The 15,009-nt window shown below is 64.9% G+C and carries 11 protein-coding genes and 1 pseudogene; 9 read left to right on the forward strand and 3 right to left on the reverse strand.

Translation table 11 applies throughout. From position 1 onward, the window contains the following. Positions 1–15 precede the first annotated feature (15 nt). Both MKK04_RS15055 and MKK04_RS15060 read left to right on the forward strand, forming a co-directional pair. Complete coding sequence (locus tag MKK04_RS15055) at positions 16–1,785, forward strand: acyl-CoA dehydrogenase C-terminal domain-containing protein (RefSeq protein WP_233694449.1); 1,770 nt, start codon at positions 16–18, stop codon at positions 1,783–1,785. A 289-nt stretch (positions 1,786–2,074) separates the two neighbouring features. After that, positions 2,075–3,082, forward strand: a complete 1,008-nt coding sequence (locus tag MKK04_RS15060; RefSeq protein WP_233694448.1) for a FecR family protein — start codon at positions 2,075–2,077, stop codon at positions 3,080–3,082. A 14-nt stretch (positions 3,083–3,096) separates the two neighbouring features. Here MKK04_RS15060 and MKK04_RS15065 read toward each other — a convergent pair whose 3' ends face one another. Then, complete coding sequence (locus tag MKK04_RS15065) at positions 3,097–4,416, reverse strand: Na+/H+ antiporter family protein (protein ID WP_063914345.1); 1,320 nt, start codon at positions 4,414–4,416, stop codon at positions 3,097–3,099. Between the two features lie 501 nt (positions 4,417–4,917). Between MKK04_RS15065 and MKK04_RS26695 the strand changes: the two are divergent. Both MKK04_RS26695 and MKK04_RS26700 read left to right on the forward strand, forming a co-directional pair. Beyond that, positions 4,918–5,883 (forward strand): annotated as a pseudogene (locus MKK04_RS26695) (PDC sensor domain-containing protein); the annotation flags it as partial. A gap of 102 nt (positions 5,884–5,985) precedes the next feature. Continuing rightward, on the forward strand, positions 5,986–6,741 hold the full coding sequence (locus MKK04_RS26700) for a methyl-accepting chemotaxis protein (protein ID WP_370464244.1): 756 nt from the start codon (positions 5,986–5,988) through the stop codon (positions 6,739–6,741). 32 nt (positions 6,742–6,773) lie between these two features. On the opposite strand, the gene MKK04_RS15075 is transcribed toward MKK04_RS26700, so the two are convergent. Continuing rightward, on the reverse strand, positions 6,774–8,669 hold the full coding sequence (locus MKK04_RS15075; RefSeq protein WP_241105622.1) for a S8 family peptidase: 1,896 nt from the start codon (positions 8,667–8,669) through the stop codon (positions 6,774–6,776). Positions 8,670–8,833: 164 nt separating this feature from the next. Between MKK04_RS15075 and MKK04_RS15080 the strand changes: the two genes are divergently transcribed. The 5 genes from MKK04_RS15080 (at position 8,834) to MKK04_RS15100 (ending at position 13,796) form a co-directional block, all read left to right on the forward strand. Next, complete coding sequence (locus MKK04_RS15080; RefSeq protein ID WP_207833188.1) at positions 8,834–9,850, forward strand: ABC transporter substrate-binding protein; 1,017 nt, start codon at positions 8,834–8,836, stop codon at positions 9,848–9,850. Further along, entirely contained in the window at positions 9,847–10,695 is an 849-nt protein-coding gene (locus MKK04_RS15085; protein ID WP_207833186.1) for an ABC transporter permease, read from the forward strand. The genes MKK04_RS15080 and MKK04_RS15085 overlap by 4 nt, the downstream gene beginning before the upstream one ends. A 129-nt stretch (positions 10,696–10,824) precedes the next feature. Further along, positions 10,825–11,688, forward strand: coding sequence for a LysR family transcriptional regulator (locus tag MKK04_RS15090; RefSeq protein ID WP_207833183.1), 864 nt, complete (start codon positions 10,825–10,827; stop codon positions 11,686–11,688). 133 nt (positions 11,689–11,821) lie between these two features. Continuing rightward, complete coding sequence (locus MKK04_RS15095; RefSeq protein WP_241105623.1) at positions 11,822–12,739, forward strand: AEC family transporter; 918 nt, start codon at positions 11,822–11,824, stop codon at positions 12,737–12,739. 205 nt (positions 12,740–12,944) lie between these two features. Then, complete coding sequence (locus MKK04_RS15100) at positions 12,945–13,796, forward strand: CAP domain-containing protein (RefSeq protein WP_085623371.1); 852 nt, start codon at positions 12,945–12,947, stop codon at positions 13,794–13,796. A 146-nt stretch (positions 13,797–13,942) separates the two neighbouring features. On the opposite strand, the gene MKK04_RS15105 is transcribed toward MKK04_RS15100, so the two are convergent. Beyond that, entirely contained in the window at positions 13,943–14,914 is a 972-nt protein-coding gene (locus tag MKK04_RS15105; protein WP_207837757.1) for a GlxA family transcriptional regulator, read from the reverse strand. Between the last annotated feature and the right edge of the window lie 95 nt (positions 14,915–15,009).

Consider the following 15,009-nt stretch of genomic DNA (forward strand, 5'->3'; position numbering starts at 1 on the left):
TTTCAAGAGCTACCGATGACCACCTACTCCGCCCCCCTGCGCGACATGCGCTTCGTCCTGCATGACCTGTTCAACGCCCCGGCCCTGTGGGCCCGCCTGCCGGCCCTGGCCGAGCGCATCGACGCCGAAACCGCCGACGCCATCCTTGAGGAGGCAGCCAAAGTCACCGGCCAGCTGATTGCCCCGCTCAGCCGCAACGGTGACGAGCAAGGCGTGCGCTTCGACGCAGGCGAAGTCACCACCCCTGACGGTTTCCGCGAGGCCTGGCACACCTACCGCGAAGGCGGTTGGGTCGGCCTGGGCGGCAACCCCGAACATGGCGGCATGGGCATGCCGAAAATGCTCGGTGTGCTGTTCGAAGAAATGCTTTACGCCGCCGATTGCAGCTTCAGCCTGTATTCGGCGTTGAGCGCTGGCAGCTGCCTGGCGATCGATGCCCACGCCAGCGAAACGCTCAAGGCCACCTACCTGCCGCCCCTGTACGAAGGCCGCTGGGCCGGCACCATGTGCCTCACCGAGCCCCATGCCGGCACCGACCTGGGGCTGATCCGCAGCCGCGCCGAACCCCAGGCCGACGGCAGCTATCGCATCAGCGGCAGCAAGATCTTCATCACCGGTGGCGAACAGGACCTGACCGAGAACATCATCCACCTGGTGCTGGCCAAGCTGCCGGATGCGCCCACCGGCGCCAAGGGCATCTCGCTGTTCCTGGTGCCCAAGTACCTGGTCGAGGCCGATGGCCGCCTGGGTGCGCGCAACGCCGCCCATTGCGGCTCGATCGAACACAAGATGGGCATCAAGGCCTCGGCGACCTGCGTGATGAACTTCGACAGCGCCGTCGGCTTCCTGGTGGGTGAGCCGAACAAGGGCCTGGCGGCGATGTTCACCATGATGAACTACGAACGCCTGTCCATCGGCATCCAGGGAATCGGCTGTGCCGAGGCGTCCTACCAGAGCGCCGCCCGCTACGCCAACGAGCGCCTGCAAAGCCGCGCCGCCAGCGGCCCGCAGGCACAGGACAAGGCTGCCGACCCGATCATCCACCACGGCGATGTGCGGCGCATGCTGCTGACCATGCGCACCCTCACCGAAGGCGGCCGGGCGTTTGCCGCCTACGTTGGCCAGCAGCTGGACCTGGCGCGCTACGCCGAAGACGCCGGCGAACGTGAGCATGCGCAGCGCCTGGTGGCACTGCTGACGCCGGTGGCCAAGGCGTTCTTCACCGACAACGGCCTGGAAAGCTGCGTGCTCGGCCAGCAGGTGTATGGCGGCCATGGCTACATCCGCGAATGGGGCCAGGAGCAGCGGGTGCGCGACGTGCGCATCGCGCAGATCTACGAAGGCACCAACGGCATCCAGGCCCTCGACCTGCTCGGGCGCAAGGTGCTGGCCGACGGTGGCCAGGCGCTGGCCAGCTTTGCCGCCGAGGTACGGGCCTTCAGCGTGGATGCACCGTTGCACCGCGAGGCCCTGCAAGCGAGCCTGGCGCGGCTGGAGGCGACCAGCGCCTGGCTGCGGGCGCGTGCCGGCGAGGATGCCAACCTGGTCAGCGCGGTGGCGGTGGAATACCTGCAGCTGTTCGGGCTGACTGCGTATGCCTATATGTGGGCGCGGATGGCGGCGGTGGCATTGGCCAAGCGCGACGAGGATGCCGCGTTTCATGGGGCCAAGCTTGCGTGTGCCGAGTTCTTCTTCCAGCGGGTCTTGCCGCGGGAGTTGGGGCTGGAAGCGAGTATTCGGGCAGGAAGTGGCAGCCTTTATGGTTTGGAGGCGGCGCAGTTCTGATGAGCCGCTGGGGGTGCTGTGCGCCCCTTTCGCGACACAAGGCCGCTCCCACAGGTACAGCGCTGCCCGTTGGGTTGGTGCGATACCTGTGGGAGCGGCCTTTTGTCGCGCTGGGCTGCGCAGCAGCCCCAACGATTTCAGCCTGAATTTGCGTGCGCGAAGGGTTCTCAAACGCTGGAAAACCATTGCCAATCCGACGAAAAACCGGCACAACTGATAGTCATTCGCCATTACCTCGGTTCTCGGGAGCCCTCCTGCAAGGGTAGAATGCGCAAAACCCGGAGCCGCAATGAACCACGACCGCCTCAATCCCAGCCCAGACGATGCCATCACCGACGCCGCCGCGCACTGGTGCATGCGCCTGCACGCCGAAGATTGCACGGCGGCCGAGCGCGAGGCGTTCGCCCGCTGGCTGGCGGCCGACCCGCGGCATATCGAGGAATACCAGGCGATGCTGGAAATCTGGCAAACCGCCGACCTGCTGCCGCGCAACGCCACCGTCATCGACTTCAACCCGCCCGTGCACCCGGCTGCGCGCCCGCGCAACTGGCGGCCGCTGGCGTCTGCTGCCGCCATCGCCCTGGCGGTGTTGCCGCTGGCCGGCTGGGTGGGCTGGGAACAAGGCTGGCTGCCCAATCACTACCAGCACTTCGAAGCCGGCGCGCACATGCAGACCGTGCAACTGAGCGACGGCAGCACGGTACAGCTCAACCTGAACTCCGAGCTCACCTACCTCAACTACAAGGACCAACGCCAGGTCACGCTCAAGCGTGGCGAGGCATTCTTCAAGGTAAAGCACGACAGCAGCCACCCGTTCATCGTGCATGCCGGTCGTGGCCAGACCCGCGTCACCGGCACCCAGTTCAACGTGTGGAAATACCAGGACCAGGTCAAGGTCACCCTGGTAGAAGGTTCGGTACTGGTGTCCAGCGCCGGCAGCGCCGGTGGCTACCGCCTGGGCCCAGGGATGCAGGCCAGCTATCACAAGGGCGACTTCGAGCCGCAACTGGAGCAGAGCGACGACTACAGCAACAGCCTGGCCTGGCGCGACGGCAAGCTGGTCCTCGACAACCTGAGCCTGGAACAGGCGCTGCCAATGATCAACCGCTACCTCGATGCGCCATTGCTGCTGGCCGATGCCAGCACCGGCCGCATCCGCATCAGCGGCATCTACAACACCCGAGAGGTGGGGCGACTGGTCAACAACCTGCCCAAGGTGCTGCCGGTCTACCTGACCCGCAGCAAAGACGGCAGCACCGTACTCAACCGCATCTCGCCGCCGCCCGACAAGGGCTGACGCCCCTCCCCGCCTTACAGCGTCATCGCCGCCAACCAGCCGAACGCCAGCAGTGGCAGGTTGTAGTGGATGAAGGTAGGCACCACGGTGTCCCAGATATGGTGGTGCTGGCCATCCACATTCAGCCCCGAGGTCGGGCCCAGGGTCGAGTCCGAGGCTGGCGAACCCGCGTCGCCCAGGGCACCGGCGGTACCCACGATGCACACGGTGGCCAGCGGGTCGAAGCCCAGCTGCACGCACAGCGGCACGAAAATCGCGGCCAGGATCGGCACGGTGGAGAACGACGAGCCGATGCCCATGGTCACCAGCAGGCCCACCAGCAGCATCAGCAACGCACCGATGCCCTTGCTGTGATCGATCCACTGCGCCGAGGCTTCCACCAGGCTCTTCACCTCACCGGTGGCCTTCATCACGTCGGCAAAGCCAGAGGCGGCAATCATGATGAAGCCGATCATGGCCATCATCTTCATGCCTTCGGTGAACAGGTCGTCAGTGTCTTTCCAGCGCACGATGCCCGATAGCGAGAAGATCAGGAAACCGACCATGGCGCCGATAATCATCGAGTCCAGCCACAACTGGACGATGAACGCCGAGGCAATCGCCAGCCCGGCCACCAGCAGGGTCAGCGGGTTGTACTGCACGCTCACCTGCTCCACCTGTTCGATGCGCGCCAGGTCGTAGTCACGCTTCTTGCGGTAGCTGATGAATACCGCCAGCAACAGGCCGGCCAACATGCCAGCGGCCGGGATGGCCATGGCGTGGGTGACATTCACACCACTCACGTCGACACCCGCGCGGGCAACGTTGGCCAGCAGGATTTCGTTGAGGAAGATGTTGCCAAAGCCCACCGGCAAGAACATGTAAGGGGTGATCAGGCCGAAGGTGATCACGCAGGCGATCAGCCGGCGGTCGATGCGCAGGCGGGTCAGCACGTACAGCAATGGCGGCACCAGCAACGGGATGAAAGCGATGTGGATAGGCAGGATGTTCTGCGACGATACCGCCACCACCAGCATCAGGCCGACCAGCAACCATTTGACCTTGCCGCCATTGGCATGGCCCTGACGGTCGATCATGGCCAGGGCGCGGTCGGCCAGGGCATGGGCCAGACCGGACTTGGCGATGGCCACGGCAAAGGCGCCCAGCAGTGCATAGGACAGGGCCACCGTGGCCCCGCCGCCGAGGCCGCCATTGAAGGCCTTGAGCGTACCCTCGATGCCCAGGCCGCCCACCAGCCCCCCGGCCAGGGCCCCGATGATCAGGGCGATGACCACGTGCACGCGGGACAGGCTGAGTATCAGCATGATGCCGACCGCGGCGATCACTGCATTCATGGTTGGCTTACCTCATTGCGACAGAAAAAAAGCGCGCACTCTGAAGCAGTGGGCGGCAGATGTCAAAAGCGCCATGTTGCGGCGCTCGATCTTCCAGGCGACACACATCCCCAGCCAAGCCCCAGCCCAACCCAGATCCAAAGCCATAACCCTTACTGTCCAAAAAAGGGATACGCCCCCATGCCTTTGCGACAATTCTCCATCCAGTGGAAGATCACCCTGCTCGCCGGCCTCTGCCTGGCCGGCATCGTCACCCTGCTCGTCGGCCTGTCGCTGTACCGCATGGACCACAGCTCGGACCTGGTCAAGGCCAGCAGCATGCAGATGCTGACCGAGTCGGCGCAGTCGCGCATCGAGTCGCAGGGCGAGGTGCAGGCGCTGAACATCCGCCGCCAGTTCATGGACGCCTACCAGTACGGCGCCGGTTTCGCCCGTCAGGTGCTGTTCCTGCGCGAGCAGGCGGAAAAGCGTTTTCTCGATGCCTTCGACCTGCGCGAGGACATGACCCGCCAGGTGCGCGCAGCCTTGCAGGCCAACCCCGACCTGCTCGGCCTGTCGCTGGTGTTCGAGCCCAACGCCCTGGACAACAAGGACAGCCTGTTCGCCGGCAAGGCGGAGCTGGGCAGCAATGAAACCGGGCGCTTCGCCCTGTACTGGTCGCAACCGCGTGTCGGCCAGCTGACGGCCATGGCCTTGCCCGAGCATGACATGGCCAACACCGAGATAGGCCCCAGCGGCCAGCCGGCCAACACCTGGTGGGTGTGCCCGCGCACGTCCGGCAAGGTGTGCGTGGTGGAGCCGTATTTCTATGAAATCGATGGCCAGCAGGTGCTGATGACCAGCATCGTCTTCCCGCTGACGGTCGACGGCAAAGTGATCGCCACCCTGTCCATCGACATCAACCTCAACAGCCTGCAGGCCCTGAGCCAAGAGGCCAGCCGCAGCCTGTACGAAGGCCGCACCACGGTCGGCATCCTCAGCCCGGTCGGCCTGCTGGCCGGCTACAGCGCCGATGCCAGCAAGCTGGCCCAGCGCTTCGACCAGGTCGACACAGCCAAAGGTGCCGAGCTGGTGCGCAAGCTGGCCGATGGCAAGCTGACCATCGTGCACGACCAGCAGCGCCTGAAGGTGCTGGCGGCGTTCCGGCCGATCCCGGACGCCCAGCCCTGGGGCGTGCTGCTGGACGTGCCGGAAAACGCCTTGACCGGGCCGGCCGATGCGCTGAAACAGGAACTGGACGCGCTGAACACCAGCGGTACCCTGCTGGAACTTGGCCTGGGCCTGGCGGCGGCGATTGCCGGCCTGCTGATGGTGTGGCTGATGGCCCGTGGCGTTACCCGGCCGATCCTCGGCGTGGCAAGCATGCTCAAGGACATCGCCAGCGGCGAAGGTGACCTGACCCGCCGCCTGACCTACCAGAAGCAGGATGAACTGGGCGAACTGGCCGGCTGGTTCAACCGTTTCCTCGACAAGCTGCAGCCGACCATCGCCGAGGTCAAACGCTCGGTGCAGGCCGCGCGAGGCACCGCCGACCAGTCTTCGGCAATTGCCACGCAGACCAGCGCCGGCATGGAGCAGCAGTACCGTCAGGTCGACCAGGTGGCCACCGCCTCGCACGAGATGAGCGCCACCGCCCAGGATGTCGCCCGCAGCGCAGCGCAGGCAGCGCAGGCCGCCCGCGACGCCGACCAGGCCACCCGCGAAGGCCTGGCGGTGATCGATCGCACGACCCACAGCATCGATGCCCTGGCCGCCGACATGAGTAATGCCATGGCCGAAGTCCAGGGCCTGGCGCAGAACAGCGAGAAGATCGGTTCGGTGCTGGAGGTGATCCGCTCGATTGCGGAACAGACCAACCTGCTGGCACTCAACGCTGCCATCGAGGCGGCCCGCGCCGGTGAAGCCGGCCGTGGTTTTGCCGTGGTGGCAGATGAGGTACGCAACCTGGCCCAGCGTACCCAGGAGTCGGTGGAAGAAACCCGCCAGGTGATCGAGGCATTGCAGAACGGTACCCGCGAGGTGGTCGGTGCCATGGACAACAGCCACCGCCAGGCCCAGGGCGGCGTGCAGCAGGTTGGCCAGGCCGTCACCGCGCTGCAGCGCATCGGCCAGGCAGTGACGGTAATCACCGACATGAACCTGCAAATCGCTTCGGCCGCCGAGGAGCAAAGCGCGGTGGCCGAGGAAATCAACAGCAACGTGGCGACCATCCGTGATGTCACCGAGTCGCTGTCGGGGCAGGCCAACGAGTCGGCGCGGGTCAGCCAGTCGCTGAACAGTCTGGCCAACCAGCAGCAGGCGCTGATGGACCAGTTCCGCGTGTGAATGGCTCAGGGCCGGCACCTGCCGGCCCTGGCTCAGGCCGCGAACCGGCCGCCGCCGAGGATGCGGTCCAGCAGTACCAACGCACCATGCACATTGGGTCGGGCGCCCATCGGCATCACATCGGTATCCGGTAAGGTGGCATCGTCGTAACCAGACTCCATGACCAACTGGTGCATCTGGTTGCCATTGAGATAGACGTGATGCTGCTCCAGGGCGTAGGACTGAATCAGGCTCAGCGCGCCGCACACCATCGGCGTAGCACTGGAAGTGCCAGCATAGCTGTCTGTGTAGTCCCTGCCCTCACCAGACAAGTCCTGCAAGTCCCCATAGGAAAGCGTGACTACGCTATCGCCCCAGGCATTGAGCATGCGGTAAGGGTAATGGTGGTTGGAGTAGGTATGGGGCTTGCCATCATACGAGCGGCTGGCGCCCACCAGAATGGTGCCCGAATCGCCGTGGTCATTGAAGTAGCGCCAATTGGCCAGATCCACGCCGTGCCCTTCAAAGGTATTTCGTTCTGCAAGGGTCTTGCTGCTGCCATTGGCCGCGGCATTGACCACCACCGCACCGCGCTGGCTCAACTGCTGCATGACGGTCCACCAGGCCTTGTCGTGCAAGGACGGCAGCCGCGTGCTCAGCACGTCGACATTTGCAGCTTGGCGATTGATGCCGACGATGTCCCCGGGTTCTACATTGCGCAGCAGATCCTTGAGCGCCTGGAAATTGCCCTGGGCATCTCTCGCGCGGTTGTTGTACAGGTACAGCTCGCTGTCATGGCTGATCCCCGTGGCGCCGAACCCGTTACGCTTCGCCAGAATGATACCCACTGAAGCAGTGCCATGGCGCGGATCATGGTTTGGCTCAAGCGACACGACGCTCAAAGCCGGGTTGCCACGCAGGTCTTCATGCCCAACATGCAAACCACCGTCGCTGAAGTGAATCCGCGCGCCCTTGCCCGTCACCTTGCCGGCCCAGGCCTTGCGTGCATTAAGGCCCTTCCAGCGGGGGCCGGGCTCGTCGAGGTAGTTCTGGCGTGGTTCGAAGTCGGGCGTGGGTTGGGCATTTTCATCAGCCCTGCTGCCTGCCACCACTGCAGTACCTGTCAGCAAGGTTGCCAACAGCCCCGCCAGCACGAATGCGACAAGGTTTGGTTCCGACGTTACCGGCAACACCTGCATGGATACTACGTAATCCAGCGCGGCCAACGACTTGAGCAATGCCAGATAGGTGTCATTGAGCATGCTGTCAGGCTGGTCGAGGTAATAGTACTGACGGAGTACCTGAAGCCTGTCATCGTCCAGTTCATGTTTGTCCAGGACAGGCCTGGGCGCGATCACCGACTTCAGGTTCGGCCAGTAACGCGACAGGGCAGAGCCCGAAGCGGGCTCCAGGTCTCGAAGGAAGTGCTCATACCCCCCGACACTGAACTCGATGACCAGGGTCGGGTACGAGGTGCCTGGTGCCAATAGGGGCAGCGCAGGGTCGGCCACGTCCGCGGACGCCAACGCCCGCTTGCGACGCCCACTATCAGAGGGCAACGGAACCTTGTCCAGCACACTGCGGTTGAGTTCCTCAGCCTTGATGTCGAGTACCAGCGGCGGCATGTCGATGACACCGGTCCCTCCGACAGGCCGGTTCATCGCCCGCGCATGTTCATCCCGCAACACCACCCTTGGCCGAATGGTGTAGACCCCCGCCTCCTCCTCGGCGAGTAATGTGGCTGGGCAGCCGTGGTCACTGAGATTGCCGGTGTGGGCCTGGGAATAGGCCGAAACCCCTCTGAAGGACACCGGGCCATCAGGGCCGGCCCGTTCCAGTTCGTAGCGAATGCGACCGACCTTGTGCAGGTCTGCGCCACTGCAACGAACGTGTAGCTTTCCATCAAATCGGAAGTTGCGGTAATAGACGAAATTCAAGTCCAGCGTCATCAGGAATGCCTCGCAAAATGGGCTTGCCAAACGGCACTACGCACCTTTGCAAACCGCGGCCCCCGCTGGCAGCAGGAGCCCGTTCCCTACCGCCGTCGGCAAGGCGCGGGAGGGGTCGTCTACACTTGCCCGCACCTACCCCACGGCAACCGACGAGGGCCCTGATGAAGAAAATTCCAACGCTGCTGGCCGGCCTGCTGCTCGCCGTAGGCCTGGCCAGCACCGACAGCGCCGCGTCGGCAGAGCGCAGCGAGCCCATCCACTTTGGCGCCATCGGCTGGGAAAGCGGCGCACTCACCACCGAAATCCTGCGCCTGATCGTCGAGCGTGGGTATGGCTACCCCACCGACACCCTGCCCGGCAGCACGGTCAGCATGGAAGTGGCGCTGGCACGCAACGACCTGCAAGTGATCGCCGAGGAATGGGCCGGGCGCAGCCCTGCCTGGGTCAAGGCAGAAGCGGCCGGACAGGTGTTCGCGCTGGGCGACACGGTCAAGCATGCCGAAGAAGGCTGGTGGGTACCGGCCTATGTGGTCGAAGGCGATGCCACGCGCAAGCTCAAGCCCATGGCACCCGACCTGCGTAGCGTCGATGACCTCAAGCGTTACCCGCAGGTGTTCCGTGACCCCGAGTCGCCCGACAAAGGGCGTTTTCTCAATAGCCCCAGCGGCTGGACATCCGAGACCGTCAACAGCCAGAAACTCAAGGCCTACGGGCTGAGCGACCTGTATACCAACTTCCGCAGCGGTTCCGGGGCCGCCATGGATGCCGAAATCGGCTCGGCCATCCGCCGTGGCCAACCGGTGCTGTTCTACTACTGGAACCCGACCCCGTTGATGGGCCGCTACAAACTCATACGCCTGGAAGAGCCGCCGTTCGATGCCCAGGCCTGGGCGACCCTCACCGATGCCGGAAACCCCAAGCCCAAGGGCAGCCGCTCGCTGCCGGCCAAATTGTCGATTGGCGTGTCCAAGGCCTTTCGTGACGGCTACCCGGAGCTGGTGAGCGTGTTCGAGCGGGTCGACCTGCCCATCGACCGCCTCAACAAGGCACTGGCCGACATGAGCGAAAAACGCACGCCGCCCCGCGATGCTGCCCTCACCTTCCTGCGCGATAACCGCGAGGTGTGGAAAGCCTGGTTGCCTGCGGACATTGCCACCAAGGTCGAGGGCAGCCTGTGAGCGGCGGCTTCCCCCAAAGCCTGCAGTTCTCCTTTGCCGACAGCGTCAACCGGCTGGTCGACTGGCTGGTGCTGAACTACGGCGATCACCTGCGCAGCCTCTCTGACCAGTTGCTGCAACTGCTGGTCGGCCTGGAAACCCTGCTGCGCCTGCTGCCGTGGTGGCTGCTGCTATTGCTGACAGGCCTGCTCGCCTGGCATGCCAGCCGCAGCTTGCTGCGCAGCGCGGTACTGGTGGCGCTGCTGGCCCTGATCGGCATGCTCGGGTTGTGGGACAAACTGCTGCAGACCATGGCTTTGGTGCTGGTCAGTACCGGCCTCTGCGTGCTGGTGGGCGTGCCGCTGGGCATCCTGCTGGCTGCTCGGCCGCTGGCGAAAAAGCTGCTGTTGCCAGTGCTGGATGTGATGCAGACCCTGCCCGCCTTCGTTTACTTGATCCCGGTGCTGATGCTGTTCGGCCTGGGCAAGGTGCCCGCCGTGTTCGCCACGCTGATCTATGCCCTGCCACCGCTGGTGCGGCTGACCGAACTGGGCCTGAGCCAGATCGACCCTTCGCTGCTGCAAGCCGCCCATGGCCTGGGGGCCAGCCGTTGGCAGCGGCTGCGGCGCATCGCCCTGCCGCTGGCGCTGCCGAGCATCATGGCCGGGCTCAACCAGTCGGTGATGATGGCCCTGTCGATGGTGGTGGTGGCTTCGATGATCGGCGCCCGCGGGCTGGGCGAGGACGTGCTGGCGGGGATCCAGACCCTGAATGTCGGTCAAGGCGTCGAGGCCGGGCTGGCGATTGTCGCCCTGGCCATGGTGATCGACAGGATCAGCCAGGCCTATGGGCGTAATGCACGTTGAACAGCGTTGCCTGCCCGGCCCTGTCGCCGGCCAGACACCACCGGTGAAGTACCTGTGGGAGCTGGCTTGCCGGCGATAGGGCCGGGCCTGACAATGCAGCCCTGTCAGCTTGAAACCGGACCCATCCGCATGTCCCTCAAAGCCCTGCGCACCCTGGTGACCATCGCCCGCCACGGCACCTTCGCCCGTGCCGCCGACCTGCTCAGCCTCACTCCTTCGGCGGTGAGCCTGCACATCAAGACCCTCGAAGACGAGCTACAGGTGACCTTGTTCGACCGCAGCCGCAGGCAGGTGGCGCTGACCGAAGCCGGCCAGTTGGCGGTGGCCCGCGCCGAGACCATCCTGGGGGCCTACGACGAGCTGGCCGACGCCCTGGCCAGCGGGCCGAGCCTGCGCGGCCGCCTGCGCCTGGGGGCGATCCACACGGTGCTGGCCCGGCGCCTGCCCAAGGCGCTGGTGTGGATAAAGGCGCACCACCCACAGCTGCATGTCAGCGTGGCCTCAGGCATGTCGGCAGAGCTGGCACGGCGGGTGGAAGACGGCGAACTCGATGCAGCGATCACCACCGAACCGGTCAGCCCCTACCCGCAAAGCCTGGACTTCACGCCGTTGTTCGAAGACCGCTTCTGGGCCATCGCCAGCCCCGAGCTGGCCGGGCAAAGCGTGCCGCAGCTGCTGGCCAGCCAGCCGTTCCTGCGTTTCGACAAGCGTGCCTGGGCCGGGCGACAGATCGAGCAGGAACTGCGCCGGCAGCATTTGCAGGTAAGCGAGCAGATGGAGCTGGACAGCCAGGAAGCGCTGGCGCGCATGGCGGTGATGGGCCTGGGCGTGGCGATCATCCCCATGGCCGATGACGACCTGCAACGTTTGCCACCGGCCACCTGCCTGCCGTTTGGCGAACCGCAACTGACTCGGCGGGTGGTGTTGCTGGAGCATGAGAAGAGCCAGCGGCGGCATTTGAGTGCGGTATTGAAGACTGCGCTGGAGGCGTGAGACTGCCGGGGGCGCAAAGCGCCCCCAGAGCAAACATGCATTTTTCCTCAACAGTCAGTAAAGAAAACAACGTTTTTACAGATCGATCCGCACCAGTAGTCTGTGCCCCGTACCCGACCACGGAACGTCGATCATGCTCCACTTGCTGCTGACCACCCTGCTGCCGATCATCCTGCTGATTGCCCTGGGCACTTTCCTGCGCCTGCGCGGCTACCTCGCCGATAACTTCTGGCCCGGCGCCGAGCGCCTGAGCTATTACGTATTGCTGCCGTCGCTGTTCCTCCACGGTCTGGCCACCGCCAACCTCGATGGCGTACCAGTGCTGGGCATGGTCGCCGTGCTGATGCTCTCGACCCTGGCCGGGGCCGTGCTGCTGGTGCTCTACCAGGGTGCAATGAACCACGATGGCGCCGACTTCACCTCGGTGTTCCAGGGCGGCATCCGCTTCAACAACTACATCGGCGCCACCCTTGCAGCCGGTATCTACGGCAGCGCCGGCATCGCCCTGGCGGCGGTGGCCAACGCTGCCATCGTGCCCTTGGTCAACCTGCTTTGCGTACTCGTGTTCGCCCGTTTCAGCGCCCGCCATAGCTCACCAGGCAAAGTGCTGCGGGCGATCTTCGCCAACCCCTTGATCGTTGGTTGCGCCGGTGGGTTGCTGCTGCGCGCCAGCGGGCTAGGCTTGCCAGCAGGTATCGAACCTACGGTGAAGGCCTTGGGCCAGGCCGCCCTGCCGCTGGGCCTGCTGTGCGTCGGCGCCGCCCTGGGTGGCGCCCGCCTGGGCCAACAGGTGCACCCGCTGATGGCGGCGTCGGCATTCAAGTTCCTGATCATGCCGCTGACCACCTGGGCCCTGTGCCGCATGCTTGGCCTGGGTGGCCAGGCAGCGGTGGTAGCGGTGCTGTTCCAGGCACTGCCGACCGCGTCATCTTCCTATGTGATGGCCCGGCAAATGGGCGGTAACGCACCGCTGATGGCCACCATCATCGCCCTGCAGACCGTGGTGGCTGCCGCCACCCTGCCTTTGGTACTCATGCTTGCGCTTGGCTAGACTGTGACGGCTGCAAGGTAGGGTGTGATACGAACGATTACCAAGTCATCGCACTTTTCCGCCGACCAGTGGTCTACTCCCTCTTTTGCCGCCAGCAACGAATGCCGGCGATTTCATTGCTTTGCACGATCCCGGGCCAAAAGCCCTGGGCTTGTGTAGGATGAGCAGCGCAAACCACGACGCTGCCAGTCATAGGGAGATCCACATGCGCGTCCTGTCATCCGTTGCCGCCTTGTCGCTGGGCCTGGTCGTCTCGACCGGGGCACTGGCTGCCACCGGCGAAGAGGCGCAACTGATCGATTCGATCAATGTCTACCGCAGCAAGGCCCAGCCCTGCGGTGGCGAAGCGTCGTTGGAGCTGCCGCCGCTCAACAGCGATACCCGTCTGGCGCTGTCGCCAGAGGGTACCCGCGACCTGCAGCAGGCCATGACCCGCGCCGCCTACCCAATGGTCAACGTGCAGGCCATCAGCCTGTCGGGGCCGCGTGATGCGCGCGCTGCCATGCATGCCATCGAAGAGAGCTTCTGCCAGGTGGTGCTCGACCCACAGTTCGTCGATATCGGCGTCAGCCAGGAAGGCCGCGACTGGCGCATCGTGCTGGCGCGGCCGCTGCTCAGCGGCCGCCTGGGCGACTGGCAGGCCGAGGGGCAGAAGGTGCTGCAGGAAATCAATGCCGCGCGCAAGGTGCCGCGCCAATGCGGTGGCCAGCCCTTCGCCGCCGCCCCCGCGCTGAGCTGGAGCACGGTGCTGGCCGGGGTCGCCGCCAACCACACCCGGGCCATGGCCAACCAGAACTTCTTCGACCACATCGACAAGGATGGCCGCACCCCCGGTGACCGGGCAGAACTGGCCGGCTACCTGTACCAGCAGATCGGCGAAAACATCGCCGCCGGGCGTGACACTGCGCGCAAGGTGGTCGATGGCTGGCTGGATAGCCCGGGGCATTGCGCGACGCTGATGAACCCGGACTTCCGTGAACTGGGCGCTGCGTATGCGGTGGACCCGAAGAGTGATGCGGGGATTTACTGGACCGGGTTGTTCGGGACGCCGCAGTAAACCCGCTTTCATAGGACTCATTGAATTAGCAGGGTCCCTGTGGGAGCGGCTTCAGCCGCGAACACCGGCGCAGCCGGTGCCATGCAGCGCGGTGGCTGCTTCGCGGGTAAACCCGCTCCCACAGGGTACGTGGACCGCTGGTGAATTCAGCTTTCTACGTGACAGCGCAGTTCACGGGCCGTGCAACCAAACCGTCGCCGCACGCACTTGCCCAGGTAACTGGCATCGCCCAAGCCCACTTCATCGGCAATCTGCGCCAGGCTGTGGCTGGAGTTGAGCAAGCGCCAGCGCGCCTGTTGCAAGCGCATCTCCAGCCACCAGGCCTTGGCGCTCATGCCATGGCTGGCGTGAAACTGCCGGTCCAGCTGGCGCCGGCTGATGCCCAGCTCCGCCGCCAGTTGCTCCACCGCCAACGGCGTACCCAGGTGATGACGCATCAACGCCTGCGCGCGCTGCACCTGCCGCCCCTGCCCGGTCCCCTGCTCCAGCGAGCGCAAGGCATGGCGGCTATCGCGGGTTTCGTCCACCAGCATGTCGGCCAGGCCCTTGAGCGCCCGGGTCCGCCCGCAGGCGCGTGACAACAGCGCAACGGCCAGGTCGATGGCCGCGGTGCCACCGGCGCAGGTGATGCGGCTACCGTCGATGCAATACAGCTGCTCACTCAGCACCTGTAGGTGAGGGAAAGCCGCACGAAATTCGGCTTCGTGGCGCCAGTGCACCACCACCTTGTGCCCCTGCAGCAATCCGCAGGCGGCCAACAGGAAGGCGCCGTTGTCGACGCCCACCAGTTTGACGCCCGCTTTGCCGGCCTTCCTGAGCAAGGCCTTGTAGCGAGGCGCCAGCGCGGCAGTGGCCATGGCATTGCGCCCACCGAACACCACCAGGTAGTCGAAACTGTCCAGCTCAAGCTGGCCAGCCATGGCCTCGACTTGTACCACCGCGCCACTGCTCGACGGCACCGGGTCGAGGCTTAGCCCTGCCACGGTCCAACTGCAGTAGCGCTGCTGGCTGTAGTCCTCGTCGTCGGCGCTGAAACGCAACTTGTCGAGAAAGGCACCGAACGGGAGCAAGGCAAAATCCGGTAACGGCAAGATCAGCAAGCGGATATCGGGCAGCATGGCGTTGCGTCCAGAAACAACCATTAAATGTCCAGATCATACCCTTCCTGAACGAAACCGGCGCCATAGACTGGCGTCCTCCTTATCAACAAGGC

Source organism: Pseudomonas sp. LS.1a, assembly GCF_022533585.1.
In the GTDB taxonomy this organism is placed as follows: Bacteria; Pseudomonadota; Gammaproteobacteria; order Pseudomonadales; family Pseudomonadaceae; genus Aquipseudomonas.

Coding starts and splice junctions, on each gene's coding strand:
- MKK04_RS15055 (WP_233694449.1), top strand. CDS start 16: ATGACCACCTACTCCGCCCCCCTGCGCGACATGCGCTTCGTCCTGCAT.
- MKK04_RS15060 (WP_233694448.1), top strand. CDS start 2,075: ATGAACCACGACCGCCTCAATCCCAGCCCAGACGATGCCATCACCGAC.
- MKK04_RS15065 (WP_063914345.1), bottom strand. CDS start 4,416: ATGAATGCAGTGATCGCCGCGGTCGGCATCATGCTGATACTCAGCCTG.
- MKK04_RS26700 (WP_370464244.1), top strand. CDS start 5,986: ATGGAGCAGCAGTACCGTCAGGTCGACCAGGTGGCCACCGCCTCGCAC.
- MKK04_RS15075 (WP_241105622.1), bottom strand. CDS start 8,669: ATGACGCTGGACTTGAATTTCGTCTATTACCGCAACTTCCGATTTGAT.
- MKK04_RS15080 (WP_207833188.1), top strand. CDS start 8,834: ATGAAGAAAATTCCAACGCTGCTGGCCGGCCTGCTGCTCGCCGTAGGC.
- MKK04_RS15090 (WP_207833183.1), top strand. CDS start 10,825: ATGTCCCTCAAAGCCCTGCGCACCCTGGTGACCATCGCCCGCCACGGC.
- MKK04_RS15095 (WP_241105623.1), top strand. CDS start 11,822: ATGCTCCACTTGCTGCTGACCACCCTGCTGCCGATCATCCTGCTGATT.
- MKK04_RS15100 (WP_085623371.1), top strand. CDS start 12,945: ATGCGCGTCCTGTCATCCGTTGCCGCCTTGTCGCTGGGCCTGGTCGTC.
- MKK04_RS15105 (WP_207837757.1), bottom strand. CDS start 14,914: ATGCTGCCCGATATCCGCTTGCTGATCTTGCCGTTACCGGATTTTGCC.